The sequence below is a fragment of the Sphingobium sp. KCTC 72723 genome (genome assembly GCF_014280435.1).
In the GTDB taxonomy this organism is placed as follows: Bacteria; Pseudomonadota; Alphaproteobacteria; order Sphingomonadales; family Sphingomonadaceae; genus Sphingobium.
The window spans coordinates 125,391-151,257 of the sequence record NZ_CP060388.1; the positions used below are offsets into that span (position 1 = coordinate 125,391).

Consider the following 25,867-nt stretch of genomic DNA (forward strand, 5'->3'; position numbering starts at 1 on the left):
ATGCCAACACCCTCACTCCTTCTTCAAAATATCCAGCGCCAGCACCGTCGTCGCTTCGCTGGCCGTGGCGATCAGCGTGTCGGCCTGTGGCGCCCAGAAGGGGCTGTGGAGCGAGGGGAGGGATGCCTGACCGGCGGCGGCCTGCGCGATTCTGTCCGCTGGAACGCCGCCGACCCAGAATATGAAGCTGTTGATCGTCTTGTCCGCGCGGTAGAAACGGCTGAAATCCTCGCCGCCCATTACGGCCGGGGTCTTGACCACCTTGCCCTGCGGGAAATGGCCCTTCAGTACGTCCGCCATTTTTTCGGCAAATTCGGGCGGGTTGAAGGTGGAGGGGGTAAATTCATCCTTCACCGTCACCACCGGCATCCGGTCGTCCGGCACGCCTGCCGCGATCGCTTCGCCGCGCGCGATGCGCTTGATCCCCTCGATCAGTTTTGCGCGGGTTTCGTCGGAATAGCTGCGGATGGTGAGCAGCAACTTGGCTTCGTCGGGAATGATATTATGCTTGGCCCCGCCCTGAAAGCTGCCGACGGTAACGACGGCGGGATCCTGCGGTTCCTGCTCGCGGCTCACCAAAGTCTGGAGCGAGGTGACGATGCGCGCGCCCAGCACGATCGGGTCTTTGGTCGTATGCGGGTAAGCACCATGGCCGCCCACGCCACGCACCAGCACATCGACGCTGTCGACATTGGCCAGCGCATAGCCGGGCGTATAGCCGATGACTCCCGCCTCCAGATTGGCCGCATCATGGAAGGCGATGGCATGGGTCGGGCGCGGGAAGCGGGTGTAAAGTCCATCCTCCAGCATCAACCGCGCGCCGCGCCCCACTTCCTCGGCGGGCTGGAGAATCATGACCAGCGTGCCTTTCCAGTCGTCCTTGCGCGCGGCCAGCAGCCTGGCGGTTTCGATGAAGGCCGTCATATGCGTGTCATGGCCGCAGGCGTGCATGACGCCGGTTTCCACGCCTTCGGGCGTCTTGGTGCGGACTTTCGATGCGAAGGGCAGGCCGGTCTGTTCCACCACGGGCAATCCGTCCATGTCTGCCCGGATCAGCAGCACAGGGCCGGACCCGTTCTTCATCACCGCAACGACGCCGGTGCCGCCGACCTTTTCGGTCACGTCGAATTTCATGGCTTTCAGGCGCTTGGCCAGTTTGGCGGCGGTATTCACTTCCTGCTCCGACAATTCGGGATTGGCGTGCAGGTCGCGATAGAGCGCCATCAATCCGTCCATATCCTTGGCGATCGCCGCGCCGATTGCGCTTTGCGCAGGCGCAGCGGCGGGCGGCGTTTCGGGCGCAGTCTGGGCCAGGGCTGTGGACGTGAAGCTGGCAGCGGCCAGCAGGACGGAAAGCGCATGGCGCATGTCAAAAAACTCCCTTGTTGGGCCGGAGCATAAGGGGATTTTGCGCGGGTTAAAGGGGGCTGTGCGCGGTTGACGGGATCGTTGGCCAAAATAATGGCCGTTTCGGCGCTCTCCTGCGCGGCCCTTGAAATTTCACCTGTTTGATCCTATATCGGGAGTGAAAGGAACGATCCGTCGCGCAACGCGACCGCATGATCGTCCGAACCCCCTGCGACATGGCCGTTTCCGGTGTTCCCTGGTGGCACCGCACACCCCCATGCCATCCTGATTCCCTATCGAAGGAGGCAACCCATGGCCCAGACATCCGAATTCTGCCTAGCACAGCAATCCATCCACAATGCCCGCGCCGAATCGTCGGTCCTGCCCAATGTCCGGCGGATCGCGCAGACGGCGGCCAATGCCTGGGGCCGCGAAGCCAGTCTGGCCGCCGGTGCGGAGCGTCGCCGCGCGACCCGTAGCGTAGAGACGGAAGACATGGCCATCGCCGCTGAATTCCGTGCCGAGGATGAAGCCGAAGCCGCTGCATTGCTCGCCGCGCATTAAGCGGTCGGGCCACCACTTAAAGGGATAATGTCATGGCCAAAAGCCAGAAGAAATCGAGCCGCGAAACGCGCAAGCCCAAGGCGGAAAAACCGCCCAAGGCCAATGCGTCCAACCCATCCACAAAGCCTGCTCCGGTCGGCATCGTGACGCTGAAAAGTTGAGCATGGACAAGGAAGATCAGGCGGCCCCCGCCGCAAACAACGGGCCGCGTCGCCGCTTCGTGCCGCATAATGCGGTGCGCCTGTCCCCTGCGGAAGCAGAGCGGCAGGGGCGCGTCACGCGCATCGCGATAGAGGCGCTGGGCGCGCAGGCGGCCATTCTGTTCCTCAACAGCACGCATGACGGCCTGCCCGATCGCCCGCTGCCGCTGGCGACGGCGAGCGAGGATGGATTGCGGTCGGTGCTGGCGTTGTTGACACCCGCTACCGCCTGAAACGGGTGGGGGCGGCGCTTATTGCGCCGTCCACCCTCCGTCGATGCTCATGTTGGCGCCCGTGATGCTGGCGGCGGCATCGCTGCACAGATATAGCGCCATGGAAGCGACCTGATCCACCGTGACGAACTGCTTGGTAGGTTGTCCGGCCAGCAGCACGTCGTTGATCACTTGCTCCCGCGTCAGGCCGCGCGCCTTCATTGTGTCGGGAATCTGGTTTTCGACCAACGGTGTCCAGACATAGCCGGGCGATATGCAGTTGGCAGTGATGCCATAAGTTGCCACTTCCAGCGCAACTGTCTTGGTAAACCCGGCCAGACCGTGTTTGGCGGTCACATAGGCGCTTTTGAACGGCGAAGCGGCCAGCGAATGGGCGCTGGCGGTCTGGATGATGCGGCCCCATTTCTTCGATTTCATATAGGGTATGGCCAGCCGCGTGGTGTGGAACGCGCTGGTCAGGTTCAGCGCGATGATCAGGTTCCACTTGTCGACCGGAAACTCCTCCACCGGGGCGACATGCTGGGTGCCGGCATTGTTGATGAGGATGTCGACGCCACCAAAGGCATCGGCGGCTTCCTTCATCATCGCTTCGATCTGGTCCGCCTTGGTCAGGTCATGGCCGCAATAGAGCGCTTTTCCGCCACTCGTTTCCTCCAGCGCGAGCCGTTCCTTCTCGATCGCGTCCGCGTCGCCAAAGCCGTTGATGACGACATTGGCGCCTTCCCCGGCCAGAATCTTGGCATAGGCCAGGCCGATGCCGGAAGTGGAACCGGTAATGAGCGCCGTCTTGCCAGCCAGAAACTTGCTCATGCCTTTTTCTCCTTGAGATGATCGGGTGCGTCGAGGTCGAACGTCGCGCTCTTGCCGTCGAGGATGTTGCGGGCGATCAGGTCGCCCTTGTGCATCACTTCCTCCACAGCGTCGCGGCCCTGCGCCCAGTGGTCCAGGATGGTCGGGCGCGAAAATTCAAAGTCCCGCGCGCCGCTTTCCCATGCGCGGCTGCGGTAGATCAGGTGGACGATGTTGACCGATCCACCGTCCAGCATGGCGCGCAATTGCTGCGCTTCTGCGTCGTCGCTCAGTTCGGGCGGCAGCTTGTCGAGCAGCGCCTTGATCGCACCATGTTCGCGGCGCAGGCGCAGATACTGGTCGGTCACCTGCCGGGTGCGGCTGCTGAACTGAATGTCTTTCTGGCGCGAATAGACGTCGGTCATCTGCCGCGGCATTGGCCCTTCGGCGGGGAAAAGGTCCACCTGAAACACCAGCATATCGTCGGTCTGGTGGTCCAGCACATGGGCGAGCGGCGTGTTGGACACGATGCCGCCGTCCCAATACCAGCGCCCGTCGATTTCGACCGGGGGCAGGCCGGGCGGCAACGCGCCGGACGCCATGATATGACGCGCGTCGATCCGCGTATTGCCGCCGGGGCCGCGCGTGTCCCAATAGGCGAAATTGCCGCTTTCGACATCGACTGCGCCGACCGACAGGCGCACCGGCCCGTCATTCAGCAAATCCCAGTCGACGCAGGCGTTCAACGTGTCGACCAGCGGCGCGCTGTCATAGAAGCTGATTGCGCCGGGCGATCCTTCGGGCATCAACGTGGCGGGCCACAGGCGCGGACGGAACATGCCCGGCACGCCGAACGTCGCGACCGTCCCGGCAGCGGCCAGATGGGCCAGCTCGCGGATATGGTCGATTTCGGGCAGCACGATATTGGGCATACCGCCCGACACGGTGTACCAGAATTTCTTGAGCCGGCTGATCCGGCGATGGGGCGGATTGCCCGCGATGATGGCCGCATTGACCGCGCCGATGGAAATGCCCGCGACCCAGCTGACATCCACCCCCAATTCGTCCAGCCGTTCGTAAACGCCCGATTGAAAGGAGCCGAGCGCGCCGCCACCCTGAAGCAGCAAGGCGACTTCGCGGGGCAGGGGAAGCGGCGTGCGCGCGCGGCGCGGGGGCTTGGCTTCTGCGGAAGGGGGAGGGGTGTTGGCCATGTCGCAGTGCAATATAGGGTTTGATGATCGCAATCCAACGCAATATCGGTGGATAAATATCGCTGCTATCGCAACCATATGGCGGCCGGGACGGTTCCATGCGGCAATCGAATCGCGTAGGCACGGGTTCAGCAGAGGGAGGACGCGATGCGGCTCGACGACGAACAGGAAAGCAGCCATTTCGAGGTTCAGGATGGCCGGGGTGGCGGCGGAGGCGGCGGCCTTGGCGGTGGCCTTGGCATGTTGTTGCCGCTGATCGGCAGCAAATTTGGCTGTGGCGGTATCGCCGTCGTGCTGGTCATCATGGTGGTGATGGGCATGAACCCCTTGAGCCTGATCGGCGGTGGTGGTGGTGGACAGCAGGTCCAGACCGAACGCCCCGCAACCACCGAACTGACCGCCATTCAGCGCACGTCGTTGCAGGTGCTGGGATCGACCGAGCGGCGCTGGGCCGACATCTTCAAGGCGCAGGGCCAGCAATATCCGCCGCCCACGCTGGTATTCTACAGCCAGAATGGCCAGTCGGGCTGCGGCGCGGCGCAATCGGCGATGGGACCATTTTATTGCCCGGCCGATCAGCGCATTTATATCGACACCGATTTCTTCACCGAAATGGAACAGCGCTTCAATGCGCCGGGCGATTTCCCGATCGGCTATATCATCGCGCATGAAGTCGGCCACCATATCCAGACCATCACCGGCACGTCGGACAAGGTGCGTCAGGCGCAGCGCCGCGCGAGCGAGGCGGAAGGCAATGCGTTACAGGTGAAGATGGAGTTGCAGGCGGATTGCTACGCCGGGGTATGGGCCGCGCGCGACACCAATTTGATGGAAGCAGGCGACCTGGAAGAAGGCATGGGCGCGGCGCAGGCGATTGGCGACGATACGCTGCAAAAGGCAGCAGGCCGTCGCCCGGTTCCCGAAAGCTTCACCCATGGCAGCAGCGCACAGCGGATGGAGTGGCTGCAAAAGGGTCTGTCCAGCGGCGACCCAGCGCAGTGCGACACGTTCAGGGGCGTTTTATAACGCTTATTCCGCGTTGGGTGACCCCGGCGGCGCGCTGCCGGGGGAAAAGGCCATGCTGCCGGAGACTGTCGGTGCGGCCTGTTGTGGCAGGCCAGCGCCGGGGCTGAGCATCGGCTGGCCAGCCTCCGCCATCGGTTGGCCAAAGGTCGGGGCAGCGGCCATCGCCGGTGCGCCGGGTGGCGCGACCGGGGGGGCGACAGGCACCGGCACAGGGGGCGGTGGCACATCGGCTATCACGTTCTGCGCATCCTGCACCACAGGTTGCGGCGCACTGGGCAGCACAGTCTGCGTGGCCATGACAATGATGGGCGCGGCGAGCAAAGTGGCGATGGCGAAATTGCGATAGAGCATGAGCGAGCTTCTTCTTGGCGACGGTTTGGCCAAACTCTACCCGATATGGGTAAAGAAAATCCTCCATCGAACCCAAGCCGCTATCAATGGCCGTCCAGCTTGCCCAGCAACGCCATCATATCGTCCGGCACGCTCTCGCGCGGGGGCGCAAAAGTGGAACGCAGCGCATTGCCCACACCCTCATAGGGTAAAGGCAGGCCGACGGTCACGAAACGGGCGGCATTGCCATCCTGTCCCGGTGCCGATCGGCTGAAAGATTTACGCTGCATGTCCATATAGTATTGAACGGTCATGGTGGACAAAAGTTTCTGGCGTTCGTCGCAAGGCCAAGCGATAGCGCGACGAAAGGAACCCTAAGCAGGGATAGGAGGCTGGGAGGTGGCATGGTGACGGACTGGTCGGACACAGCGGCACGCATACAGGCCCATTCTCCCTTTCTGGCGCGCGCCATGGTCCGTTACCCGCAGGTGGTGGATCTACTGGCGAGCGGGGACATGGACGCCGCGCTGGCGCTGGCCCAAATGCGCGATCCCGAAGACAGCGTTGCGCGGTCGTTGCGGCAGCGGCGCGGCGCGATCGCGCTGGTGACGGCGGCGGCGGACCTGTCGGGCGCATGGGGGCTGGACCGGGTGACGCGCACGCTGTCCGACTTTGCCGACCAGGCAGTGGACGAAGCACTCGCCGCTGCCATGGCCGAACGCTATCCCGATGCGGAACATCGTGGCTTCGTGGTGCTGGCGCTAGGCAAGCATGGCAGCCGCGAACTCAATTACTCGTCCGACATCGACCCTATCCTGCTGTACGACCCGGCGACCTTGCCCCGGCGGGAGCGGGAGGATGTGGCCGACGCCGCGGTGCGTATCGGGCGACGGATGAGCGAATTACTGAGCGCGCGCGATGGCGATGGCTATGTGTTTCGCGTCGACCTGCGCCTGCGCCCATCGCCCGAAGCCACCCCCATCGCGCTGCCGGTGGAGGCGGCGATCGGCTATTATGAATCCATGGCGCTGGGGTGGGAACAGGCCGCCTTCATCCGCGCGCGCCCGGCGGCGGGCGATATTGCGCTGGGCGATTATTTCCTGCGCCAGATCCGTCCCTTTGTGTGGCGGCGCAGTCTGGATTTCGGCGCGATCGATGCGATCGTGGACATCAGCCGCCGCATCCGCGACCATTATGCGCAGGGGCAGGCGTTCGGGCCGGGTTACGACCTGAAACGGGGACGCGGCGGCATCCGTGAAGTCGAATTTTTCGCGCAGGTGCATCAACTGATCCATGGCGGGCGCGACCCGGCGCTGCGGTCTGGCAACACGCGCGAGGCATTGCGGGCGCTGGCGGGGGCTGGCGTGATAGAGGCGGACGTGGCGGCGCGACTGGATGACGCTTATGTGCTGTTCCGCACGATCGAACATCGTTTGCAGATGGTCGAGGATCTCCAGACCCACGAACTGCCCAAATCGACGGACGCGCTGGATAATGTCGCACAGTTGCACGGCGTCGCGGATGGTGCGGCCCTGCTGGACCTGCTGCGCCCACAGGTCGAATGGGTCGGGCGCAATTATGACCGGCTGACCCCGGACAAGGACGACGCCACCCTGTCGCAGGATGAGGATCGGCTGAAAGTGCAGCTGATCGAGATGGGTTTTGCCGATGCGGAGACGCCGTTCGCGCGGATCGCCCATTGGCGCGGTGGCAAAGTGCGTGCGTTGCGCAGCGCGCCATCGCGTGAGGCGCTGGAGGGTTTGCTGTCCGGCCTGATGCGCGCGCTGGCCATGGCGCCCGATCCGACCCATGCGCTCAACCGGCTGGACGACATGATCGGGCGGCTGCCCAGTGCGATCAATTTCTTCAAGCTGCTCGCCGCGCGCCCGGCGCTGGTCGAATTGCTGGCGGAGATATTGAGCCATGCGCCCACGCTGGCGCAGGCATTGGGGCGGCGGGCGGAGCTGATCGACGGGCTGATCGACGCTACCGCGTTCGACCCGCCGCCTGCGGTCGATATACTGGCGGCGCAACTGGCCGCGCTGGAACCGGGGGAGGATTATCAGGCGCTGCTCGACCGGGTGCGACAGCGCGTGAATGATCGCCGTTTCGCGCTGGGCGTGCAAATCGTGCGCGGGTGCGATCCGCTGGAGGCAGGGCGCGGCTATGGCCGGGTGGCCGAAGCGGCGATCGAGGCATTGGCCGCAGGCACGGTGGCGGAGTTCCAGACTGCGCATGGCCGCGTTGAAGACAGCGAGATGGTCATAGTGGCGCTGGGTCGCATGGGCGGCGGCGTGCTGACCCATGCGTCCGATCTGGACCTTGTTTTCCTGTTTACCGGCGACTTCCGGGCGGAATCGGACGGGCCAAAACCGCTGGGCGCGACGCAATATTTCAATCGTCTGGGGCAGCGTATCACCAATGCGCTGTCGGTCCATACCGCATTCGGCCCGCTCTATGATGTGGACACGCGGTTGCGGCCATCGGGCGCGCAGGGGTTGCTGGCGGTCAGTTTCGACAGCTTCGCCCGCTATCAGCGGGAGGATGCCTGGACATGGGAGCATCTGGCGCTGACCCGCGCCCGGCCGGTATTCGGATCGCCCACGGCGCGCGCCGCGCTGGATGCTATCCTGACCGAAACCCTGCGCCGTCCGCGCGATTTCGATGAACTGGCGCGGCAGGCGGTGCAGATGCGTCGCGACATAGCCAGGCATAAACCACCGGCCAGCGAGTTGGACGTCAAGCTGGTGCCAGGTGGCCTGATCGACCTGGAATTCCTGATCCACGTCACGCAGTTTCGCCATGGCATGGCGTTCGATCCTGACGTGGGCAAGGCGCTGGGCGAACTGGTCGCGGCGGGGCATTTGCCTGCCGAACTGATCGCCGCGCATGACCTCATCACGCGCTATCTGATCGTGTCCCGGCTGGTGTCGCCCGGATCGACCGAACCGGCAGAGGCGACGCGGCCTCTGGTGGCGCGGGCGTGCGGGGCTGACCATTGGGACAGGCTGCTTGAAAGCTATGCGAAGGCGCGGCAAAGCGTGGCGCAGGCTTGGGCCGCACTCGCCGCGCCCTATCAGGAGACGACATGATGCTGGAACAAGGGCAAAGCGTGCCACCAGTGACGCTCAAGGATATGAACGGTGTGAACTTTGCGCTGGACAGCTTTTCCGGCCAGCCACTGGTCGTCTATTTCTATCCCAAGGCGGATACGCCGGGCTGCACCAATGAAGCCAAGGACTTTACCGCCCTGGCCGATGATTTCGCGGCGGCAGGCGTGCCGGTGATCGGCGTGTCGAAGGACAAGCCTGCCAAGCTCAAGAAATTCGCCGACAAATATGCACTGCGCGTCACGCTCGCTTCCGATGAGGAAGGGGCGGCTTGTGAAGCGTTTGGCACCTGGGTCGAAAAGTCGCTTTACGGGCGCAAATATATGGGGATCGAACGCGCGACCTTCCTGATCGGCGCGGACGGGATCGTACAGCGCGTTTGGCCCAAGGTGAAGGTGAAGGACCATGCCGCGCAAGTGCTGGAGGCAGTGCGCGCGCTTTGACTCTGCCCGATGATGTGACCAGCGTGGGCGTCGCCTGCGCCTATGTGATGCAGACTGCCGATCCGACCGCCAAGCTGATGACGGCGCGGGCGGTGGCGCGGGCGTGGCGGCTGGGACGACTGGCCCATCGCTTCGACATGGCCATGCCGGATCGGCCAGCCCGGCCCGATGCGCCCATTTTGCTATCGCCTGCCGAAATGCCCCGGCGCGGCAAGATGGGGTCCGAACGCGCGCGCATCGCCATGCTCCACGCGCTGGCCCATATCGAGTTCGTGGCGATCGACCTGGCGTTCGATCTGATCGGGCGTTTCGGGGATCATTTCCCCCGGCCTTCACGGACGAATGGATGCGGGTCGGCGCGGAAGAAGCGATGCACTTCACGCTGCTCGACCGGCGGTTGCGCCAGTGTGGCAGCCATTATGGCGCCCTGCCCGCGCATGACGGATTATGGCAGGCGGCGGAGGAAACGGCAGACGACGTGCTGGCGCGGCTGGCCATCGTTCCCATGGTGCTGGAGGCGCGGGCGCTGGACATCACCCCCGCCACGGTCGCGCGGTTCGAAGGGGCGGGGGATATGGTGTCGGCCCGGATGCTGCGGCGCATCATGGCGGATGAGATTCGGCATGTGGCGGCGGGGACGACATGGTTCGTGACGGCGACGAACCGATTGGGTCTATCTGCCCCGGAACATTACCAAATCCTTGTGAAACGCCATTTTCGCGGAACGGTTAAGCCGCCGTTCAACGACTCAGCGCGTCGACAGGCCGGTCTGACGCTGGAATTCTACGCCGCGCTTGCAACATGACGCGCGATTTGCAGTCTGTGCTGGCGGGGGCGATCCAGGTCGCCAATTTATACAACACGGGAAGCACCGAGGGGCATAAGCCTCCGGTAACACAGTCGGGGTCGGCATGTTTGTTCTTGATACGGTCAATGCTCGCGGTGCGCGTTTGTTCCATTCTGCCATGAAGGCAGCAAAGATTGTCGGAGGGATCGGGATCGTCGGCGCGCTCTGTGCAGCCACCCCGGCCCAGGCCAATGCCCCGGTAACGGGCAGCGATGATCCCTATGGCGACGCTTCGGAAATCAACACCAGCCCGCTGGGTCCGCAGGATGTCGGCTTCTCCAACCTGTTTTCCAGCCTGCAACGGCTGGATGGCAACGCTAAGACGGCGGCCTATATCCCGTCGGGCCGCCCGGTGGAAAAGCTGTCGCTGACGTCCAACTTCGGCGTCCGGTCCGACCCCTTCAATGGTGGCGCGCGGATGCACAAGGGCATCGACATTCCCGGCCCGATCGGCACCCCGATCCACGCAACCGCCGACGGCATCGTCAACCGCGCCGGATGGGCCAGCGGTTATGGCAACCTCGTCCAGATCTCGCACGGCAGCGGCATGGAAACGCGCTACGGCCATATGTCGAAGCTGCTGGTTCCGGCCAACTCCTATGTAAAGCGCGGCCAGATCATCGGCCTGATGGGGTCGACTGGCCGCTCGACCGGCAGCCACCTTCATTATGAAGTCCGCGTCGATGGCGCGGCGATCAACCCGCTGCCCTTCGTTGCCGGTCCCGACTATCTGGTCGCAGTGAACAGCAAGCCCCCGATCGCCATGGGCGGCCCGACCAAGGCGCAGGAAAAGAGCGTCGACTGATCGACGCTTTTATTCGACATTCGCAAAAGGCCCGGCCACCGATGGGTTGCCGGGCCTTTTGCTTGCGCCTATCTAGGTAGCCATGACCGATATTGATCTCACGCCTTCTGCTGCTGCCCGTGTCGCGGCTATTGCCGCCAAGCAGGGTAAGCCTGCGATCCTGCGGCTGGCCGTAGAGGGTGGGGGCTGTTCGGGCTTTCAATATCGTTTCGGCCTGGCCGATATGGTCGAGGCCGACGACCTGTCGGTGGAGCGCGATGGCGTGACGCTGGTGGTGGACGATGTCAGCCTGGACCTGGTGCGCGGGTCGGCGGTGGATTTCGTGTCCGACCTTGGCGGCGCAGCGTTCAAGGTGACGAACCCCAATGCGACTGCCGGTTGCGGATGCGGCACCAGCTTCTCGGTCTGATAGCCAAGGGCGGTTCTTCCCATTAGGGACGTGGACGAGGAGAATCGTCCATGCGTATCGCCACCTTCAACATCAACGGCACCAAGGCGCGCCTGCCGCGCCTGCTGGAATGGCTGGACGAAACGCGGCCGGACATTGCCTGCCTTCAGGAAATCAAGACGTCCGACGAAACCTTTCCGGTCAAGGATATAGAGGACGCTGGCTATGGCGTTATCTGGCACGGGCAGAAGGGGTTTAATGGCGTCGCGATTTTGGCGCGCGGGCAAACCCCGGTGGAAGTGCGGCGCGGCCTGGATGGCGAGCCGGAAGATGAGCATAGCCGCTATCTGGAGGCCGACGTGATGGGCGTGCGCGTCGCCAGCATCTACCTGCCCAACGGCAATCCGCAACCTGGCCCGAAATTCGATTACAAGCTGCGCTGGATGAAGCGCCTGCGCGCCCGCGCGGCGGAAATCTGGGCGGAGGAAGTGCCTGCGATCCTGGCCGGAGACTATAATGTCATTCCGCGCGATGATGATGTCTATGCGGTGAAGGCCATGGCCAGTGACGCGCTGATGCAGCCCGAAAGCCGCGCCGCCTATCGCCGGTTGCTGGCTGATGGCTGGACCGACGCGCTGCGCAGCCGCCATCCGGCGGGCGGGGTGTGGACCTATTGGGACTATCAGATGAACGCCTGGCCCCGCGACGCGGGTTTTCGTATCGACCATCTGCTGCTCAGCCCCGCCGCTGCCGACCGACTGGTCGACGCGCAGGTCGACAAGGCGTTTCGCGGCCGGGAAAAGGCCAGCGATCATGCGCCGGTGTGGGTGGAATTGCGATCGGTGTAAAATGGCTGGTGGGTCCGGCTTTCGGCAAGGACGGGGCAGGCAATCAGCTATGGTCGGGGATATTCTCGCCACGCAGCACTATGACCTGCGAGGCGAGCCGTTCCGCTTCCCGTTCGTCATGCGTGACATAGAGGATGGGAATGGCGATACTGGACAGGATGTTTTCCAGCGCCGCCATGATGTCGCCCTTGCGTGCGGGGTCGATCGATGCGAGCGGTTCGTCCATCAGCAGGAAACGGGGTGCAGACAGCAACGCCCGGCCGATCGCGACCCGCTGCGCCTCACCGCCCGACAGCGATCCGGGCCAGCGGTCGAGCAACGCGCCGATCCCCAACAGCGCGACGACATGATCGAAATCGAGCAGGCACGGCGCGCGGCGGGCGTAGGTCAGATTGTCGCGCACGCGCATGTGGGGGAATAAGCGGCGGTCCTGAAATATATACCCCGCGCCGCGCCGGGCCGCTGGTTTGTCGATCCCCGCGCCGCTGTCGAACAGCGTTTCGCCGGCGACGCGGACATGGCCATGATCGGGCCTCACGATACCCGCCACCATGTTGAGGATGCTGGTCTTGCCCGCGCCCGACGGCCCGACCAGCGCAATGAGGCCGCTGCCCGTCCGGCAGGTCAGGCTGATGTCGCGACGGCCGATCCGCCGTGTGATGTTGAGGTCAAAGGACATGGTTGGCCCTTCCTCCGCTGGCCTTTCCCCTGCTGGCGCGTCGGGCCAGCATTTCCGACGCCATCAGCGCGCCGATCGACAGCAGGATGGAAATGATCGCCAGCGATGTGGCCATCCTTTCCCCGCCGGGCATCTGCAATGCGGAATAGATGGCGATGGGCAGGGTGCGGGTTTCGCCCGGAATGTCGGACACGAAGGTGATGGTCGCGCCAAATTCGCCGATGGAGCGGGCAAAGCCCAATATCGCGGCCGCAACGATGCCCGGTACGCACAGCGGCAGCGACACGGTGAGGAACAGGCGCGTGCCGCTCGCGCCCAATGTTCTGGCCGCGTCCTCCAGCCCCATGTCGAGCGCCTCGATCGACAGCCGCATCGCGCGCACCATCAGCGGCAGCGCCATGATTGCGGCGGCCAGCGCCGCGCCGGTCCAGCGGAACAGCAGGGTGATGCCGAAATGGGTGGCCAGGAACGATCCGATCGGGCCGTTCGCCCCGAACAGCAACAGCAATGCCCATCCGGTCACCACCGGCGGGACGACCAGCGGCAGGTGGACCAGCGCATCGACCAGCAGTTTGAAGGGAAATTGCCACCGCGCCAGCATCCACGCCAGCGCGAAGGCAGGCGGCATCATGATCGCCACCGCAACCAGGCTGATCTTGAGCGACAGGCCGATAATGGCCCATATTTCTGTCGGCAGGCCGAAAAACGTCACGATGTGGGAAAGCCATGGCAAAGGAGAGGCAGGAATTTTGAAGCATGGGCCGCCGCCCGTCCAGACAATTATCAGGAAAGCGGGAAAAGCCGGGTGGGGGTGCGGGCCGGTGCGGCAGAATGTGCGTAGGCACATTCTCCAACAAACACTTTACGGCGTGGTAAAGCCGTGGCGGGCAAGGATCGCCTTGCCTGCGGGCGACAACAGGAAGCGGCGAAATCCTTCGGCTTGCCTGTGACGGCTGGTGGTCAGGCGGGCGAGGGGGTAGCGGATCGGCGGATGGCTGGATGCGGGGAAGGTGCCGACCACCACCACGCCCTGCGAAGCGCGCGCGTCGGTCGCATAGACGACACCCAGCGGCGTTGCGCCCCGTTCCACCAGCGCCAGCGCGGCACGGACATTTTCCCCGCGCGCTATCCTGCCGACAAGCTGTGGCCATACGCCAAGGGCGCTCAGCGCGGCCTGGCCATATTTGCCCGCTGGCACGCTGTCGGGATTGGCCATGGCCAGTCGCCCGTCGCCCAGCGCCCGCGCGATCGGCATGGCGCGCGCGATTCGCAAGCGGACGGGCTTGCCCGCTGGCGCGACCAGCACCAGCCGGTTGCCCGCCAGATTCGCGCGCGTTCCCCGCATGACGAAGCCTGCCTTTTGCACGTCGGTCATCCATTCCTCATCGGCTGACAGGAACAGGTCGGGCGGTGCGCCTGCGCGGATTTGACGCGCCAGTGCGGAGGAGGCAGCGAAGGAGAGGACTGGCCGGTCATGGCCGCGCGCGGTCCACGCATCGGCGGCCTGCGTCATCGCTTCCTGCATACTGGCGGCGGCAAGGACCAGCGGACCGCGATTGTCCGGGGCGGCAAAGGCGGGCGCTGAAATAGACAGCGAGATGGACAATAGCAGGCGTAAAATGATCGTCATGACCCTATGTCTGCATCGCTGTCGCCAAAGGCGCAAGATGGCCCGCTTTTGTCAGGCGCGCCAATCGGTTAGGAAGCAAGCCATGACCGAGCGAAACGGACCTGCGCGCTGACACATGCGATCATCAAAAGCCAGTGCGGCCAATGCGGCGTCGGCTGCGGCGTGCGGGCGTTCACGGGCGACGACCGGCATCTCAGGATCGAGGGGGACCGGCTGCACCCGGCCAATGGCGGCGACCTGTGCGACAGGGTTGCGGTGCTGGAGGATATGGCGGCGCTGGACGGGCGATTGCTGCTCCCGATGGTCAATGGGCGGCGGCAGGATTGGGACCGGACGATCACACGGATCGCGCGCCAATTGACGGCGGTGATGGCGCGCCATGGGCCGGGCAGCGTGGCGCTGCATGTCGGTGGCGGCCTGCTGACCGAGGATTATTATGTCGCCAACAAGCTGATGAAAGGCTTTCTGGGTTCGGCCCATATCCATGCGCCATGGTGCGGCGACGCGGGGGCGGCGCAGCGCGCGGCCTTTGGCGAGGATGTGATGCCCGCTGCCTATGAGGATATCGACCGGGCCGACATGATTCTGATGACCAGCGCGGACATGGCGCAGGCGCATCCGGTGCTGATGGAGCGGATAATCGCGGCGCGGCATGAGCGGGACGCGCGGGTGATCGTCCTGGGGGAAGGGGCGGGGATCGAAGTGGACCTGTGCCTGCCGATCATGCCGGGCAGCGCGGGATTGCTGATCGCGGGATTGCTGCTCCATTGCCATGATAGCGGCGCGACGGATGCCGCGTGGATGGCGCGGCATGTGAGCGTCCCGCCCGGTTTCTGGGACGATTTGCGACCTGGGCGCGATGTGTGGTCAGTGGCGCGCGGGTGCGGGATTGCGCCGGGCGCGATCCGCGATTTCTATGAAGCGGTGGCGGGATGCGACCGGCTGGTGACGCTGTTCGGTGAAGGGGAAGCGCTTGGGCGTGCGGTGCTGAACTTTCATCTGGCGATGGCTAGGATCGGGCGACCGGGGGCTGCGCCATTCGCGCTGACAGCGGCGGCCAACGCGATGGGCGGGCGCGAAACGGGCTGCATCGCCACCGATCTTGCCGCGCATCGCCCCTTCACCCCCGAAGCGATGGCCAGCGTTGCGCGTTTCTGGGGCGCGCGCCGACTGGCCGATGCGCCGGGGCTGGCGGGGGATGCGCTGTTGCAGGCGATGCGCGACGGGCAGGTCAAGGCGCTGTGGAGCATCGGCGGCGACAGCGACCCGTGGCTGGAAGCGGCGCGGGCCGCCGTGCCTTTGACGATCCGTTCGACCGACCGGCTGCCCGAACCGGGCGAAGCGTGGACCATATTGCTGCCATCGGCGGCATGGGTGGAAAAGGACGGGACGCTGACTGGCATGGACCGCCTGATCAGTCGCCAGCGTCGCCTGTTCGCGTTGCCCGGCGAAGCGCGGCCCGACTGGTGGATGCTGACGCGGGTGGGGCAGGCAATGGGGTGGGCGGACGCCTTTCATTATGAACATGCCGCCGATGTCTATCGCGAACATGTGCGGCTGACCGCTTATCATAATGACGGCGCGCGGTTGCTGAACCTCAAGCGCCATGCGCCGATTTCCAACCCGGCCTATGCGGAGCTGACGCCATGGCGCTGGGGCGAAACGCCGTTCGACGAGGGGCGTTTCCCGACGGAGGACGGGCGGGCGATGCTGGTGCCGATGCGGGATCAGGACGCCGCAGCGATCCCCTGAAGATGCGCGAGCAGGGCGTCGCCATTGGCCGCCCAGGTGAAACGCAGCGCGGCTTCGCGCACCTTTTCCTGCTCCGGCGGATCGTCGAGAATGGCGCGGATGGCAGCGGCGATCGCTTCGGGTTCGCGCGCGACGATCTGTCCCGCTTCCGGGCGGTCCAGCAATTCGCGCGCGCCGCCGACATCGCTGATGACGATGGGGGTGCCGCAGGCCAGCGATTCGACCCAGGCATTGGCCAGGCCTTCGGACGCGGACGGCAGCGCCATGACGTCGGCGGCGGCAAAGATGCGCGGCAATTTATGATGGGGAACGGAACCCAGAAAACCGATGCGCCGGTCCACGCCCAGTTCCTGCGCCAGACTTTCGATATTGCGGCGATATTGCCCCTGTCCCGCCAGTAGCAGCGTGACGTCGGGCAGCAGCGGCAGCGCGCGCGCGAGCAGATCCTGCCCCTTGCGCGGGATCAGCGCGCCCACGCACAGCACCACCGGGCCGTTAAAGCTCAATGCCGCCTTGGCCGCTGCGCGATCGGTGATTTCGAACGTGTCGAGATCCACCCCGGTATAATGGACACGGATCTTGTCCGCATCCATGCCCATCTTCGCCATGGAACGGCGCATCGCGCCTGACACGGCGAGCAGCCCGGCGGCCTCGTTGCCTGCCTGCCGCACCATTGCGCGGGTGCCGCGCTGCGTCCCCCAATGATGAATGTCCGCGCCGCGCGCCTTCACCGAATAGGGGATGCCCAGCGCGCGCGACAGACGCTGCGCCACCGGACCGTCGGGGAAGAAGAAGCTGGCGTCGATCACGTCGAACGGGCGCTGCGCATGGAGTTTTTTGACGAGCGGCAGGATGGCGCGTGTCATCGTCCACACGTTCGTGCGCCCGCCAACCTTGGGGATGATCGGAAAGGTCGGGCGATGGACGGTCAGTTCGCGCCAACGTTCCTTGCGCGGCAAAGCGCGCAGTTGCGCATAATGGGGGGCAAGCGACAGCGGCCATGGCGGTATGCCGAGCGGGGCAATCACCGTCACGTCGGCTTCCGCGCGGCTGGCCAGTTCGCGCGCCTGTCGTTCCACGAACACGCCGAAATTGGGACGGCTGATGTCGGGAAAGAGGGTGGATAGCATGAGGACGTTGAGCGTCATCTTGTCTCTTTCGCGCAGAAGCCTTTGATAACTGGTTAAGGAGGTGGAAGCGATATGACTAGAGCCGTCGGACGAGCTGTTCCGCGACTGCGGCCCATGGCGGATCGGTCAGCACCAGCTGGCGCGCGCCGGACCCCAGCGGCAGCAGTTGCAGCCGGTCCCCCTCTCGCCCGATCAGTCGGCCGAACAGGAAGCGGCCCGCCGGACGGGGGAGCAGGATGTCGCGGTTGAGCGCGCTGGCGAAATCGTCGGGCGCGATGCGGCGGCACCAGATCGCGTCGCCGCTACGATAATCGCCGATGCTGGCGCTGACATGCACGCCGACCATGCCGTCCGCCGCGATGGGCGCCGGGAAGGTGAGGGCGCGGGTCGGCGCGCGCGCGCCGTCCGGTCCCAGCAGCGCGGCGACCGGCACGTCGCTTTGCCCCGGCATCGCCACCAGTTCGGCGGTCGTCACCCCCAGCGCCAATGCAATCCGGTTCAGCCATTTGACCGACACGGTTCGGGTGCCGGTTTCCAGGCGGCCGATCGTCTGCGCCGTGGTGGGCGGATCGCACAGCGTGCCAACCTGTTCCAGCGTCAAGCCTCTGGCCTTGCGGACTTCGCGGATGCGCGTGATCATTGCGTCCTCATAAATAACCTATCTGGTTTTATCTTTCCTACAAATGATCCGCCATGGCAAGGGCTGATTCCCCGCTCCAGACCCAAAGGAAAGACCGGCATGTCCCATAAGCCCGCCATCAGCCCCGTCGCCAGCCCCGCCGCCAGTCATGTCGAACAGATGATCGAGGATCCGCAGGGCCGCGTGCAAAGCGTGCTGGTCAATCTGGGCGAATCGCCGCTCGCCTGGCTCCATGCGCGCGGTCATTTGAGTGAACGGCACTATCTGGCGGGGGACAGGCTGCGTGCCGATTGGGAGAAAGCGGGGCTGGGCGCGCGCGTGACGATGCGCTGGGACGCGGCACCAAGCACCGGCGGGCGCGGGGCGGCGGGGCAGGCGGTCGACCCGACGCTGACGCAAGTGTCGGCGCGCGAACGGTTCGACGGTGCGATTGGCGCGGCCGGGCCGGGGCTGGCCGACATATTATGGCGCGTCGTGTGCGCAGGCGAAGGGCTGGTCGCGGCGGAAAAGGCATTGGGCTGGCCCAGCCGCGCGGGGAAGCTGGTGCTAACGCTGGCGCTGGATCGGGTGGCGGGCTGGTATCGAGTGGGGTGAGGGAGGGGTCGCAAATGGCCAATGTGGGAGGTTGGGAGCAGGCGTCGTTCTACCCGCAACCGGACGCTTTCCCATATCGTCACCCCAGCGAAGGCTGGGGTCTCAGGCGATGGCAAGATGAGTTTTGCCAAATAGCATTATGGATTGCTTCAGGTCAGACCGTCGCGCGCCTCCGCCTGAGATGCCAGCCTTCGCTGGCATGACGGCGGGGGTAAAATCGCCATCCCCCTAAATAGCCTCTACCCCGCCATCCCGGCGCCGAGCAGAAGCAGCAGTTTGACGTCGATGGCATAGCCCTCCGCGCGCCAGATCGCGACCTGATCGGCAAGCCTGTCTATGCCCACGCGATGGACGATGATGTCTTCGCCATCCACGCCGCCGCCATCGCCGGTGCGTTCAAGATCGAAAGCGCGGAACAGAGTGAAGCTTTCCGACACCATGCCGGGCGAGCTGTAAAATTGCCCCAGCGATTCGAGCCGGGCGGGGCGGTAGCCGGTTTCCTCCTCCAGTTCGCGCGCGGCGGCGATGGTCGCGTCCTCGCCCGCGTCATGATCGCCGACTAGGCCAGCGGGCAATTCGATGCAGCGACGGCCCAGCGGCACGCGATATTGATCGACCAGCAGGATGTGGCGACCGTCCGCCGCTTCGTCGATGGCGACGATGACGGCGGCGTGGATGCCGCGCGCGCGCCCGACATATTCCCATTTGCCGCGCCGCTTGGCGGTGATGAAGCGACCTTCCCACATCACTTCTTCGGGGGCGTTCCGATCCGGGTCTGTCATAATTCGATCAGCCTGTCGGGCAATTCGTTGATGTCGTCATCGGCGCGCGGAAAGTGCGTGGCCAATATTGCGCCGACCTGCCGCACTTCTTCGGCCAGTCCTTCGCCGGGACGACCCGCGCGAATGGCGGTGATGAGCGCCGCCATCGCTTCGCCCCAGACTTGCGGGGCGACCTTGTCGTTGATCGCGCGGTCGGCGACCAGTTCGGCGCGATGTTCGTCGAGCGAGAGGTAGAGCAGCACGCCGGTGCGCCCCTGCGTGCGCGCTTCGACCGCCGAACGGAATAGCAGGATGGCGCGGCGGCGGACCCGGCGCGCCTTGGTCGCGCGCGGGGTCAGCGCCATGCGCAGCGGCGTGATCGCCAGCAGATAACGCACGATCAGGAATTTGAGGAGGAGGAAGCCGAGGACGCCGGTCAGCAGCTTCCAGTCGTCCAGCACATGCTCCCAATCGCGCAGCAGCGAGGAGAGGAGCGCGCGCAACTGCGCCGGAAAAGCCGCCATGATGGACAGGGCCAGAAAGACCGCGCCCGCCGCCCAGCTTAGCCCGACATCATTGTAGGAATCGGAACGGCGCGCGACGATCGTGACGATTTCGCCCGATGTGTGCGCTTCGGCCTGCGCCACCGCAGCGGTGACGAGGGCATGATCGGCTTCATTCAGATGGAGTTGCATTACCAGTCCCCCGAAGCGCCGCCGCCGCCGAAGCTGCCGCCGCCGCCCGAAAAGCCGCCGCCCCCGCCCCAACCGCCACCACCACCGCCGCCCCAGCCCGATCCACCACCACCGCCAAAATCGCCCGGTCCCCACAGGATGATGGGCGGGCCGCCCGATCCGCTGCGATAACGTTGGCCCTTGCCGCCGCCACCGCCGCGCCGACCCGCTGCCATCGCCACGAAGATGACGATCAGGATGATCGCCCAGATAAACAACATGCCGCCACCGCCCCCATTGCCGGAACCCTGACGCTGCGCCGCCTCCGCGGCTGCGGCGCGGGCCTTGGCTTCGTCGGGGGGCAGCAGCATCAGCTTGCCGATCTCGTCCGCGCCTGCGTCTATACCGCCGGGCATGTCGCCTGCCTTGAAGCGCGGAGTAATGGCGGTGCGAATGATCTGGGAGGACAGGGCGTCGGTCAGCACGCCTTCCATGCCGTAACCGACTTCGATCCGTATCTTGCGTTCGGCAGGCGCGACGATCAGCAGCGCGCCGTCATTCTTCGCCTTATCGCCAATGCCCCAGGCACGGCCCAGCCGATAGCCATAGTCGGCAATGTCATAGCCTTGTAAGTCGGGGATCGTCGCCACGACCAGTTGCCGCCCGCTCTGCTGTTCCAGGCCAGCGAGCTTGGCGGTCAGCGCCTGCTCCTGCGCCGGGGACAGCAGGGCAGCATCGTCCACCACCCGCCCGGCCAGTTTGGGGAAAGTCTGCCCCAGCGCTGCGGGCGCGAACGCCAGCAGCGCGAGGACAAGAAGCCAGCGGCGAATCATGCGATCAATTGCCGAAGTCGACCTTGGGCGCTTCTTCCGCGCCGGGCGTGGTTGCCTGGAACGGGGTCATAGGCTTGGCGCCGTGGATGATCTTCGCGCCGATCGCGTCGGGGAAGGTGCGGATGCGGGTGTTATAGGCCTGCACCGCGCCATTATAGTCGCGGATCGACACGGCGATGCGGTTTTCCGTCCCTTCAAGCTGCGATTGCAGCTGGAGGAAATTCTCGTTGCTCTTGAGTTCGGGATAGGCCTCCACCGACGCGAGCAGGCGGCCCAGCCCCTGGCTCAACTGCGCCTGCGCGGCCTGGAACTGCGCGACCTTGGCCGGGTCGGACAGATCCTCTGCATTGACCTGAACCGATGTCGCCTTGGCGCGGGCTTCGGTCACGCGGACCAGCGTATCCTGTTCCTGCTTGCCCGCCGCCTTCACCGTGGCGACGAGGTTGCCGACCAGATTGGAGCGGCGCTGATATTGCGCCTGGACATCGGCCCATTTGGCCTTGGCCTCTTCCTGCGCCGTCGGCACGCTGTTGATGCCACAGGCCGACAGCGCAAATGCGCCGATCAGCGGGAGCAGGGTAGGGGAAAAGCGGCGCAGAAGCGTCATGGAACATCCTCGGCTTTTTGTTTCGTCCTTGAAATAGGGCGTTGTCCCACCGCGCGCAACGGGCCATGCAGGGAATATCTTTAGGCTGAACAAGGGGTTTACCCATGGGACTGATTTCCGAATTCAAGACATTCATCAATCGCGGCAATGTGATGGACCTGGCGGTCGGCGTCATCATCGGCGGGGCATTTGCCACCATCACCAAATCGCTGACCGATGACCTGATCATGCCGGTGGTCGGCTATATTTTCGGCGGGGCCGATTTTTCGGGCTACTTCATCCGGCTGGGCGACGTGCCTGCCGACTTCAAGGGCAATCTGGCCAGCTATGCCGATCTGAAGGCAGCGGGTGTCGCGATGTTCGGTTGGGGCGCGTTCCTGACCACGATGGTCAATTTCCTGATTCTGGCCTTCATCATCTTCCTGTTGATGCGTGCCGTGAACAAGCTGACCGCTGCGCCCGCCGCCGAAGCGGCTGCCCCCGCACCCACGCCGGAGGACGTCATGCTGCTGCGTGAAATTCGCGACTCCTTGAAAAAATAACCGTTTTTGCGACGAAACGAGCGTGCGACGGGAACCATCGGGCGCGCGGCCGGTTGATCGGCGTCAGGGTTTCAGGCGGTGTTCGCTGTGTGAAGCCCTAACCAAATGATGTCTGCCCCAGGGGGCGCAACAGGAGAATACGCCGTGAAAACTTTCGTCAAGATCCTTGGCCTCGCCAGCCTTGTCGCCCTCGCCGCGTGCGATTCCGCCAAGGAAAACCAGGTCGAGAACGCTTACGAGAACAAGGCGGACGCGCTCGAAAACCAGGCCGACAATATGGAAGACATGGCTGATAACTTGACCGGCAGCGCCGAAAATGCGGCTGAAAACGCCGCCGACGCACTGGAAAACAAGGCCGACGCCACGCGCGAAGCCGGCGACAAGGCCGAGGACGCCGTCGAAAAGCAGCAGTAAGCGCTTTTTCAACGAGATTGAGGGGCGTCGTGGCATGGCCACGGCGCCCCTTTTCGTGCGCGTCGTGCGGCCTTTAACGCGGCCTTAACCACGCAACCCCATGGTGATCCGTGCGCGTATCCATGGGACCGGTGGAATGGACGATTTACTTCAGGAATTCATATCCGAGACTCAGGAAACGCTGGAGGCACTGGCGGGGGAGGTCGTGGCGTGGGAAACCGATCCGACCGACCGCGACCGGCTCGACGCGATCTTCCGCTTCTTTCACACGGTCAAGGGCAGCTGTGGCTTCCTGAACCTGCCCCGGTTCGAACGATTGAGCCACGCGGCCGAAGATGTGCTGTCGGACATTCGCGCTGGCAAGAAAGTGGCCGATCCTGCAACGGTCAGCGCGGTGCTGGGCCTGATGGACCGGATCGGCGAATTGGCCGAAGCGGTCGCTGTCGGCGCGGCATTGCCGCATGAGAATGACGATTATCTGATCGCGGCGCTGACAGCGCAGCCCGAACAGCCGGTGCAGGCCGAAGCCAGCGCCGCGCCAGTCGCTGCCCCGCGACAGGGCGGCCAGTCGGGACCGCGCACGATCCGCCTGCCCCTCAGCCTGATCGACCAGTTGATGAACGGCGTGTCGGACATGGTGCTGGCGCGCAACGAATTGTCGCGCAAATTGCGTGAGCGTTCGGTGGACGCCGAACTGGACACAGTGTTCGAGCGGCTTTCCACCTGCGTCGCGGATATGCGCGATGTCATTTCCAAGACGCGGATGCAGCGCGTCGACCGGCTGTTCGCCGCAATTCCGCGCATGGTACGCGATCTTGGCCGTGACCTCGGCAAGCAGATCGACCTGACGCTCGAAGGCGGCGACGTGGAGATGGACCGGGAAATGGTGGAGATGGTCGTCGACCCGCTCACCCATATCGTCCGCAACAGCATCGACCATGGGATTGAAACCCCCGAAGCCCGCCGGGCAGTCGGCAAGCCGGAAATCGGCAAGCTGCGGCTGGAAGCGCGCCAGTCTGGCAACCAGATCGTCATTGCGATCAGCGACGATGGCGCAGGCATCAATAGCGCGCGGCTGGTGGAAAAGGCGATCGGTGCCGGGCGGCTGACGCCTGAAGCAGCGGCGCGGATGACCGATCAGGAGAAGCTCGACCTCATCTTTCACCCCGGCCTGTCGACGGCAAATGCAGTGACGGCGATTTCCGGGCGCGGCGTGGGCATGGACGTGGTTCGCGCCAATGTGGAGCGGATCGGCGGGGTCATCGCGCTGGACAATCATCCGGGGCAGGGGCTGTGCATCACGTTGCGGGTGCCGTTGACGCTGACCATCATTCCGGGCCTGATCGTGCGTGCGGGCGGCTTGCACTTCGCCATCCCGCGTTCGGCGGTCGTGGAGATATTGCACGACAATAACGACACGCTGCGCATCAGCGCGGTCGGCGGGGCCAAGATCGCCGCCATTCGCGGGATCCGCCATTCGATGATCGATCTGGAAGATGTGCTGGGCATGGCCATGCCTGCGCAGTCGGGACCGCGCGCCATCATGGTGGTGCGGTCGGCAACCGGCGTCCCCTTTGCCATGGGCGTGTCGGCCGTGGACAATCATGAGGAACTGGTGATCCGTCCCGCGTCGCCGCTGGTGATGGCGACGGGCGTTTATGCCGGCATGACATTGCCCGACAATGGCAAGCCGATGCTGTTGCTGGATGCGGCGGGGCTGGCCAGTGCGGCCGGCCTGACCAACATCATAGACGATCGCGCAGCCAAGGCGCTGGAGGAACAAGCCGATGCGCAGAGCGGCGTCGAAATGGTCGCTGCGCTGCGGTTCGAGGAATGTTCGGGCGAACGCCGCCTGCTCAAGCTGTCGTTGATCGAACGGGTCGAGGATATCGACGTGACCCTGTTCGGCCGGTCGGGCGGTCGCGCCTTCGTGCGGCTGGACGGGCGGCTGGTGCCGGTGGCCAATGGCCTGTCGAATTTCGATGGCGCAAAGGTTTCGGCCCTGCGCCTGCGCGATGGTCAGCGCGAAGCCTGCTATCCGGTCGCCGCAGTGCTGGACATCGTCCAGATGCCGATGGTGCCGGACATGGTGGCTATGCACGGCATATTGAGCGGCGTTGCGGTCATCGATGGCGAACATCTGGAAGTCGTCAATCCTTTCGCCCTGTTCGCCGGGCTGCCTGACGATGCGATCGTGGAGCGGGCGCGCGGCCGGTGCGTGCTGGCAGATGGTGACGATGGCTGGACGCGCGAGATATTGGCGCCGTTGCTGCGGCAGGCGGGGCATGAAGTGGTGCTGGGCCTGCCCGGTGATGCAGCAGTGGATCCGGGCGACGTGGTGCTATGCACCGGCGCAGATGCCGCGCAGGCCGCCGGGATCATGGCCGATCTGGTCGGTTGCCGGGTCGTCCACCTGCGCGCGTCGCCGCGCGCCACCGGGCCGCAGGATGGCAGCATCTATCGTTACGATCAGGACGCGCTGATGGCAGCGATCGGACGGGGATAGGATCATGGACAGACTATATCTTTTCGCAACGCTGGCCGACACGCGCATCGCCGTGGAAACGGGCGAGGTGGAGGCCGTCGTGAAGCTGACCGATGTGTCGCCGGTGCCGGGCATGGGCGCGCATGTCGCGGGCCTTTCCGCCCTGCGCAGCCGGGTGCTGACCATCATCGATGTCGCGGCGTTGATCCATGGCGTGCCGACTGCGCCCGAACGGCGCGGCCTGGCGATCATCGCCAATATCAGCGGCCACAGCTATGGCCTGATGGTCGATGGCGTAACGGACATATGTCGCGTGCCGGAGGGTGAACTGCCCCTGCGCGGTCAGCTGGACGCGGTCTGGGCGCCCTATGCGCGCGCCATTGTCGAGCATGACGGCCAGCCCTGGCTGCTGGTGTCGCTCGCTGGTTTCATCGAAGGAGGCGGCCTGGCGCAGGCCGCCTGATAAATCGTCATTATCGAACAGAAAAACCGGCGCGTTTACCAATTGCTTGGCTTTGCCGGCTATGCTGATCATCCGGCCCATTGAACCGGGACGTATAAAATAAAGGGACGCTTCATGAAGAATTGCCTGGTCGTCGACGATTCGAAGGTCATCCGCAAGGTGGCTCGCCACATTCTGGAATCACTCGACCTGACCGTCAGCGAAGCGGTGGACGGGCAGGATGCCCTGACCCAGTGCGAGGCTTCCGCCCCGGACGTGGTCCTGCTCGACTGGAACATGCCGGTCATGAGCGGGATGGAGTTTCTCCAGGCGCTGTCGAGCGCGAAGATGGCGGCGCGGCCCAAGATCATTTTCTGCACCACCGAAAACGGCATCAGCCATATCAAGGCAGCGGTCGAGGCCGGGGCGGACGAATATGTGATGAAGCCGTTCGATCGTGAAACGCTGGAAAGCAAACTGGCGATCGTCGGCGTCATCTAGCCGGGCGGCCTGCCTGCCCTGTTCAAGGAGTATTCCCAGCCT

Annotated in this window: 30 protein-coding genes and 1 pseudogene; 17 read left to right on the forward strand and 14 right to left on the reverse strand. The window is 64.7% G+C overall.

All coding sequences use genetic code 11. The annotated features are described in order from the left end of the window. Positions 1-12: 12 nt before the first annotated feature. Positions 13-1,368, reverse strand: a complete 1,356-nt coding sequence (locus SPBM01_RS00625; protein ID WP_188063539.1) for an amidohydrolase — start codon at positions 1,366-1,368, stop codon at positions 13-15. Positions 1,369-1,659: 291 nt separating this feature from the next. Here SPBM01_RS00625 and SPBM01_RS00630 point away from each other — a divergent pair, with 291 nt between their 5' ends. Genes SPBM01_RS00630 through SPBM01_RS00635 form a run of 3 tightly spaced genes read left to right on the forward strand, consistent with a single transcriptional unit; the run spans position 1,660 to position 2,344 of the window. Beyond that, on the forward strand, positions 1,660-1,911 hold the full coding sequence (locus tag SPBM01_RS00630) for a hypothetical protein (RefSeq protein WP_262504289.1): 252 nt from the start codon (positions 1,660-1,662) through the stop codon (positions 1,909-1,911). A 32-nt stretch (positions 1,912-1,943) separates the two neighbouring features. Continuing rightward, positions 1,944-2,072: a hypothetical protein gene (locus SPBM01_RS21810; RefSeq protein ID WP_262504290.1), complete on the forward strand. Its 129-nt coding sequence runs from the start codon at positions 1,944-1,946 to the stop codon at positions 2,070-2,072. A 2-nt stretch (positions 2,073-2,074) separates the two neighbouring features. After that, positions 2,075-2,344 (forward strand): hypothetical protein, encoded by a 270-nt coding sequence (locus tag SPBM01_RS00635; protein ID WP_262504291.1) that lies wholly within the window; start codon positions 2,075-2,077, stop codon positions 2,342-2,344. 18 nt (positions 2,345-2,362) lie between these two features. Here SPBM01_RS00635 and SPBM01_RS00640 read toward each other — a convergent pair whose 3' ends face one another. Next, on the reverse strand, positions 2,363-3,154 hold the full coding sequence (locus tag SPBM01_RS00640; RefSeq protein WP_188063541.1) for a 3-hydroxybutyrate dehydrogenase: 792 nt from the start codon (positions 3,152-3,154) through the stop codon (positions 2,363-2,365). Beyond that, a complete protein-coding gene (locus SPBM01_RS00645; protein WP_188063542.1) occupies positions 3,151-4,344 on the reverse strand; it encodes a DUF3734 domain-containing protein in 1,194 nt (397 codons plus the stop codon). Before SPBM01_RS00645 ends, SPBM01_RS00640 begins: the two co-directional genes overlap by 4 nt. A 147-nt stretch (positions 4,345-4,491) precedes the next feature. On the opposite strand from SPBM01_RS00645, the gene SPBM01_RS00650 reads away from it, so the two are divergent. Continuing rightward, positions 4,492-5,370 carry a neutral zinc metallopeptidase gene (locus SPBM01_RS00650; protein ID WP_188063543.1) on the forward strand — a complete coding sequence of 293 codons (879 nt, stop codon included), beginning with the start codon at positions 4,492-4,494 and terminating at the stop codon, positions 5,368-5,370. A 3-nt stretch (positions 5,371-5,373) separates the two neighbouring features. Here SPBM01_RS00650 and SPBM01_RS00655 read toward each other — a convergent pair whose 3' ends face one another. Beyond that, positions 5,374-5,721 carry a hypothetical protein gene (locus SPBM01_RS00655; RefSeq protein ID WP_188063544.1) on the reverse strand — a complete coding sequence of 116 codons (348 nt, stop codon included), beginning with the start codon at positions 5,719-5,721 and terminating at the stop codon, positions 5,374-5,376. Positions 5,722-5,804: 83 nt separating this feature from the next. Continuing rightward, positions 5,805-5,996, reverse strand: a complete 192-nt coding sequence (locus SPBM01_RS00660; RefSeq protein ID WP_188065490.1) for a hypothetical protein — start codon at positions 5,994-5,996, stop codon at positions 5,805-5,807. Positions 5,997-6,104: 108 nt separating this feature from the next. Here SPBM01_RS00660 and SPBM01_RS00665 point away from each other — a divergent pair, with 108 nt between their 5' ends. The 6 genes and pseudogenes from SPBM01_RS00665 (at position 6,105) to xth (ending at position 12,141) form a co-directional block, all read left to right on the forward strand. Next, positions 6,105-8,792 (forward strand): bifunctional [glutamine synthetase] adenylyltransferase/[glutamine synthetase]-adenylyl-L-tyrosine phosphorylase, encoded by a 2,688-nt coding sequence (locus tag SPBM01_RS00665; RefSeq protein ID WP_188063545.1) that lies wholly within the window; start codon positions 6,105-6,107, stop codon positions 8,790-8,792. Further along, on the forward strand, positions 8,792-9,253 hold the full coding sequence (bcp, locus tag SPBM01_RS00670; protein ID WP_188065491.1) for a thioredoxin-dependent thiol peroxidase: 462 nt from the start codon (positions 8,792-8,794) through the stop codon (positions 9,251-9,253). Before SPBM01_RS00665 ends, bcp begins: the two co-directional genes overlap by 1 nt. Next, positions 9,250-10,058, forward strand: a pseudogene (locus SPBM01_RS00675) (ferritin-like domain-containing protein). The gene bcp and the pseudogene SPBM01_RS00675 overlap by 4 nt, the downstream one beginning before the upstream one ends. A 106-nt stretch (positions 10,059-10,164) precedes the next feature. Next, a complete protein-coding gene (locus tag SPBM01_RS00680) occupies positions 10,165-10,905 on the forward strand; it encodes a M23 family metallopeptidase (protein WP_188063546.1) in 741 nt (246 codons plus the stop codon). A gap of 82 nt (positions 10,906-10,987) precedes the next feature. Continuing rightward, positions 10,988-11,314, forward strand: coding sequence for an iron-sulfur cluster insertion protein ErpA (erpA, locus tag SPBM01_RS00685; protein ID WP_188063547.1), 327 nt, complete (start codon positions 10,988-10,990; stop codon positions 11,312-11,314). Between the two features lie 50 nt (positions 11,315-11,364). Continuing rightward, entirely contained in the window at positions 11,365-12,141 is a 777-nt protein-coding gene (xth, locus tag SPBM01_RS00690; protein WP_188063548.1) for an exodeoxyribonuclease III, read from the forward strand. 43 nt (positions 12,142-12,184) lie between these two features. Here xth and SPBM01_RS00695 read toward each other — a convergent pair whose 3' ends face one another. From SPBM01_RS00695 to modA, 3 genes are all read right to left on the reverse strand, one after another. After that, entirely contained in the window at positions 12,185-12,820 is a 636-nt protein-coding gene (locus SPBM01_RS00695) for an ATP-binding cassette domain-containing protein (RefSeq protein WP_188063549.1), read from the reverse strand. After that, positions 12,810-13,532 carry a molybdate ABC transporter permease subunit gene (gene modB / locus SPBM01_RS00700; RefSeq protein WP_262504292.1) on the reverse strand — a complete coding sequence of 241 codons (723 nt, stop codon included), beginning with the start codon at positions 13,530-13,532 and terminating at the stop codon, positions 12,810-12,812. Before modB ends, SPBM01_RS00695 begins: the two co-directional genes overlap by 11 nt. Before the next feature lie 150 nt (positions 13,533-13,682). After that, positions 13,683-14,450: a molybdate ABC transporter substrate-binding protein gene (modA, locus tag SPBM01_RS00705; protein WP_188063551.1), complete on the reverse strand. Its 768-nt coding sequence runs from the start codon at positions 14,448-14,450 to the stop codon at positions 13,683-13,685. Between the two features lie 162 nt (positions 14,451-14,612). On the opposite strand from modA, the gene SPBM01_RS00710 reads away from it, so the two are divergent. After that, positions 14,613-16,202, forward strand: a complete 1,590-nt coding sequence (locus SPBM01_RS00710) for a molybdopterin oxidoreductase family protein (protein WP_262504293.1) — start codon at positions 14,613-14,615, stop codon at positions 16,200-16,202. Here the strand turns inward: SPBM01_RS00710 and SPBM01_RS00715 are convergent. Together SPBM01_RS00715 and SPBM01_RS00720 are read right to left on the reverse strand one after the other, a co-directional pair. After that, positions 16,178-17,350, reverse strand: a complete 1,173-nt coding sequence (locus SPBM01_RS00715) for a glycosyltransferase (RefSeq protein ID WP_188063552.1) — start codon at positions 17,348-17,350, stop codon at positions 16,178-16,180. The two genes, SPBM01_RS00710 and SPBM01_RS00715, sit on opposite strands and share 25 nt — an antisense overlap. A gap of 58 nt (positions 17,351-17,408) precedes the next feature. Further along, positions 17,409-17,972 carry a helix-turn-helix domain-containing protein gene (locus SPBM01_RS00720; protein WP_188063553.1) on the reverse strand — a complete coding sequence of 188 codons (564 nt, stop codon included), beginning with the start codon at positions 17,970-17,972 and terminating at the stop codon, positions 17,409-17,411. A gap of 99 nt (positions 17,973-18,071) precedes the next feature. Here SPBM01_RS00720 and SPBM01_RS00725 point away from each other — a divergent pair, with 99 nt between their 5' ends. Continuing rightward, positions 18,072-18,566 carry a DUF6456 domain-containing protein gene (locus SPBM01_RS00725; protein ID WP_188063554.1) on the forward strand — a complete coding sequence of 165 codons (495 nt, stop codon included), beginning with the start codon at positions 18,072-18,074 and terminating at the stop codon, positions 18,564-18,566. A 239-nt stretch (positions 18,567-18,805) separates the two neighbouring features. On the opposite strand, the gene SPBM01_RS00730 is transcribed toward SPBM01_RS00725, so the two are convergent. The 4 genes from SPBM01_RS00730 to SPBM01_RS00745 are packed head-to-tail and all read right to left on the reverse strand — an operon-like array spanning position 18,806 to position 21,441. Continuing rightward, positions 18,806-19,348 carry an NUDIX hydrolase gene (locus tag SPBM01_RS00730; protein ID WP_188063555.1) on the reverse strand — a complete coding sequence of 181 codons (543 nt, stop codon included), beginning with the start codon at positions 19,346-19,348 and terminating at the stop codon, positions 18,806-18,808. Further along, a complete protein-coding gene (locus SPBM01_RS00735) occupies positions 19,345-20,022 on the reverse strand; it encodes a TPM domain-containing protein (RefSeq protein WP_188063556.1) in 678 nt (225 codons plus the stop codon). The genes SPBM01_RS00730 and SPBM01_RS00735 overlap by 4 nt, the downstream gene beginning before the upstream one ends. Beyond that, entirely contained in the window at positions 20,022-20,834 is an 813-nt protein-coding gene (locus SPBM01_RS00740) for a TPM domain-containing protein (protein ID WP_188063557.1), read from the reverse strand. The genes SPBM01_RS00735 and SPBM01_RS00740 overlap by 1 nt, the downstream gene beginning before the upstream one ends. 4 nt (positions 20,835-20,838) lie before the next feature. Beyond that, positions 20,839-21,441, reverse strand: a complete 603-nt coding sequence (locus SPBM01_RS00745; protein ID WP_188063558.1) for a LemA family protein — start codon at positions 21,439-21,441, stop codon at positions 20,839-20,841. A 104-nt stretch (positions 21,442-21,545) separates the two neighbouring features. Between SPBM01_RS00745 and mscL the strand changes: the two genes are divergently transcribed. The 5 genes from mscL (at position 21,546) to SPBM01_RS00770 (ending at position 25,825) form a co-directional block, all read left to right on the forward strand. Continuing rightward, positions 21,546-21,983 carry a large conductance mechanosensitive channel protein MscL gene (mscL, locus tag SPBM01_RS00750; RefSeq protein WP_188063559.1) on the forward strand — a complete coding sequence of 146 codons (438 nt, stop codon included), beginning with the start codon at positions 21,546-21,548 and terminating at the stop codon, positions 21,981-21,983. Positions 21,984-22,127: 144 nt separating this feature from the next. Next, entirely contained in the window at positions 22,128-22,397 is a 270-nt protein-coding gene (locus tag SPBM01_RS00755) for a hypothetical protein (protein WP_188065493.1), read from the forward strand. A 136-nt stretch (positions 22,398-22,533) separates the two neighbouring features. Continuing rightward, positions 22,534-24,903, forward strand: coding sequence for a chemotaxis protein CheA (locus tag SPBM01_RS00760; RefSeq protein ID WP_188063560.1), 2,370 nt, complete (start codon positions 22,534-22,536; stop codon positions 24,901-24,903). Between the two features lie 4 nt (positions 24,904-24,907). Further along, entirely contained in the window at positions 24,908-25,345 is a 438-nt protein-coding gene (locus tag SPBM01_RS00765) for a chemotaxis protein CheW (RefSeq protein WP_188063561.1), read from the forward strand. A 114-nt stretch (positions 25,346-25,459) separates the two neighbouring features. Beyond that, a complete protein-coding gene (locus tag SPBM01_RS00770; protein WP_188063562.1) occupies positions 25,460-25,825 on the forward strand; it encodes a response regulator in 366 nt (121 codons plus the stop codon). The last annotated feature ends 42 nt before the right edge of the window (positions 25,826-25,867 follow it).

What these genes read in the sequence shown, in the direction of transcription:
- SPBM01_RS00735 (WP_188063556.1), bottom strand. Translation starts at nt 20,022, where the DNA reads ATGCAACTCCATCTGAATGAAGCCGATCATGCCCTCGTCACCGCTGCG.
- SPBM01_RS00665 (WP_188063545.1), top strand. Translation starts at nt 6,105, where the DNA reads ATGGTGACGGACTGGTCGGACACAGCGGCACGCATACAGGCCCATTCT.
- SPBM01_RS00650 (WP_188063543.1), top strand. Translation starts at nt 4,492, where the DNA reads ATGCGGCTCGACGACGAACAGGAAAGCAGCCATTTCGAGGTTCAGGAT.
- modA (WP_188063551.1), bottom strand. Translation starts at nt 14,450, where the DNA reads ATGACGATCATTTTACGCCTGCTATTGTCCATCTCGCTGTCTATTTCA.
- SPBM01_RS00680 (WP_188063546.1), top strand. Translation starts at nt 10,165, where the DNA reads ATGTTTGTTCTTGATACGGTCAATGCTCGCGGTGCGCGTTTGTTCCAT.
- SPBM01_RS00730 (WP_188063555.1), bottom strand. Translation starts at nt 19,348, where the DNA reads ATGACAGACCCGGATCGGAACGCCCCCGAAGAAGTGATGTGGGAAGGT.
- SPBM01_RS00640 (WP_188063541.1), bottom strand. Translation starts at nt 3,154, where the DNA reads ATGAGCAAGTTTCTGGCTGGCAAGACGGCGCTCATTACCGGTTCCACT.
- SPBM01_RS00645 (WP_188063542.1), bottom strand. Translation starts at nt 4,344, where the DNA reads ATGGCCAACACCCCTCCCCCTTCCGCAGAAGCCAAGCCCCCGCGCCGC.
- SPBM01_RS00760 (WP_188063560.1), top strand. Translation starts at nt 22,534, where the DNA reads ATGGACGATTTACTTCAGGAATTCATATCCGAGACTCAGGAAACGCTG.
- mscL (WP_188063559.1), top strand. Translation starts at nt 21,546, where the DNA reads ATGGGACTGATTTCCGAATTCAAGACATTCATCAATCGCGGCAATGTG.
- SPBM01_RS00695 (WP_188063549.1), bottom strand. Translation starts at nt 12,820, where the DNA reads ATGTCCTTTGACCTCAACATCACACGGCGGATCGGCCGTCGCGACATC.
- SPBM01_RS00770 (WP_188063562.1), top strand. Translation starts at nt 25,460, where the DNA reads ATGAAGAATTGCCTGGTCGTCGACGATTCGAAGGTCATCCGCAAGGTG.
- SPBM01_RS00725 (WP_188063554.1), top strand. Translation starts at nt 18,072, where the DNA reads ATGTCCCATAAGCCCGCCATCAGCCCCGTCGCCAGCCCCGCCGCCAGT.
- SPBM01_RS00720 (WP_188063553.1), bottom strand. Translation starts at nt 17,972, where the DNA reads ATGATCACGCGCATCCGCGAAGTCCGCAAGGCCAGAGGCTTGACGCTG.
- SPBM01_RS00765 (WP_188063561.1), top strand. Translation starts at nt 24,908, where the DNA reads ATGGACAGACTATATCTTTTCGCAACGCTGGCCGACACGCGCATCGCC.
- SPBM01_RS00655 (WP_188063544.1), bottom strand. Translation starts at nt 5,721, where the DNA reads ATGCTCTATCGCAATTTCGCCATCGCCACTTTGCTCGCCGCGCCCATC.
- xth (WP_188063548.1), top strand. Translation starts at nt 11,365, where the DNA reads ATGCGTATCGCCACCTTCAACATCAACGGCACCAAGGCGCGCCTGCCG.
- erpA (WP_188063547.1), top strand. Translation starts at nt 10,988, where the DNA reads ATGACCGATATTGATCTCACGCCTTCTGCTGCTGCCCGTGTCGCGGCT.
- bcp (WP_188065491.1), top strand. Translation starts at nt 8,792, where the DNA reads ATGCTGGAACAAGGGCAAAGCGTGCCACCAGTGACGCTCAAGGATATG.
- SPBM01_RS00740 (WP_188063557.1), bottom strand. Translation starts at nt 20,834, where the DNA reads ATGATTCGCCGCTGGCTTCTTGTCCTCGCGCTGCTGGCGTTCGCGCCC.
- SPBM01_RS00745 (WP_188063558.1), bottom strand. Translation starts at nt 21,441, where the DNA reads ATGACGCTTCTGCGCCGCTTTTCCCCTACCCTGCTCCCGCTGATCGGC.
- SPBM01_RS00660 (WP_188065490.1), bottom strand. Translation starts at nt 5,996, where the DNA reads ATGGACATGCAGCGTAAATCTTTCAGCCGATCGGCACCGGGACAGGAT.
- SPBM01_RS00715 (WP_188063552.1), bottom strand. Translation starts at nt 17,350, where the DNA reads ATGACGCTCAACGTCCTCATGCTATCCACCCTCTTTCCCGACATCAGC.
- SPBM01_RS00625 (WP_188063539.1), bottom strand. Translation starts at nt 1,368, where the DNA reads ATGCGCCATGCGCTTTCCGTCCTGCTGGCCGCTGCCAGCTTCACGTCC.
- SPBM01_RS00630 (WP_262504289.1), top strand. Translation starts at nt 1,660, where the DNA reads ATGGCCCAGACATCCGAATTCTGCCTAGCACAGCAATCCATCCACAAT.
- SPBM01_RS21810 (WP_262504290.1), top strand. Translation starts at nt 1,944, where the DNA reads ATGGCCAAAAGCCAGAAGAAATCGAGCCGCGAAACGCGCAAGCCCAAG.
- SPBM01_RS00635 (WP_262504291.1), top strand. Translation starts at nt 2,075, where the DNA reads ATGGACAAGGAAGATCAGGCGGCCCCCGCCGCAAACAACGGGCCGCGT.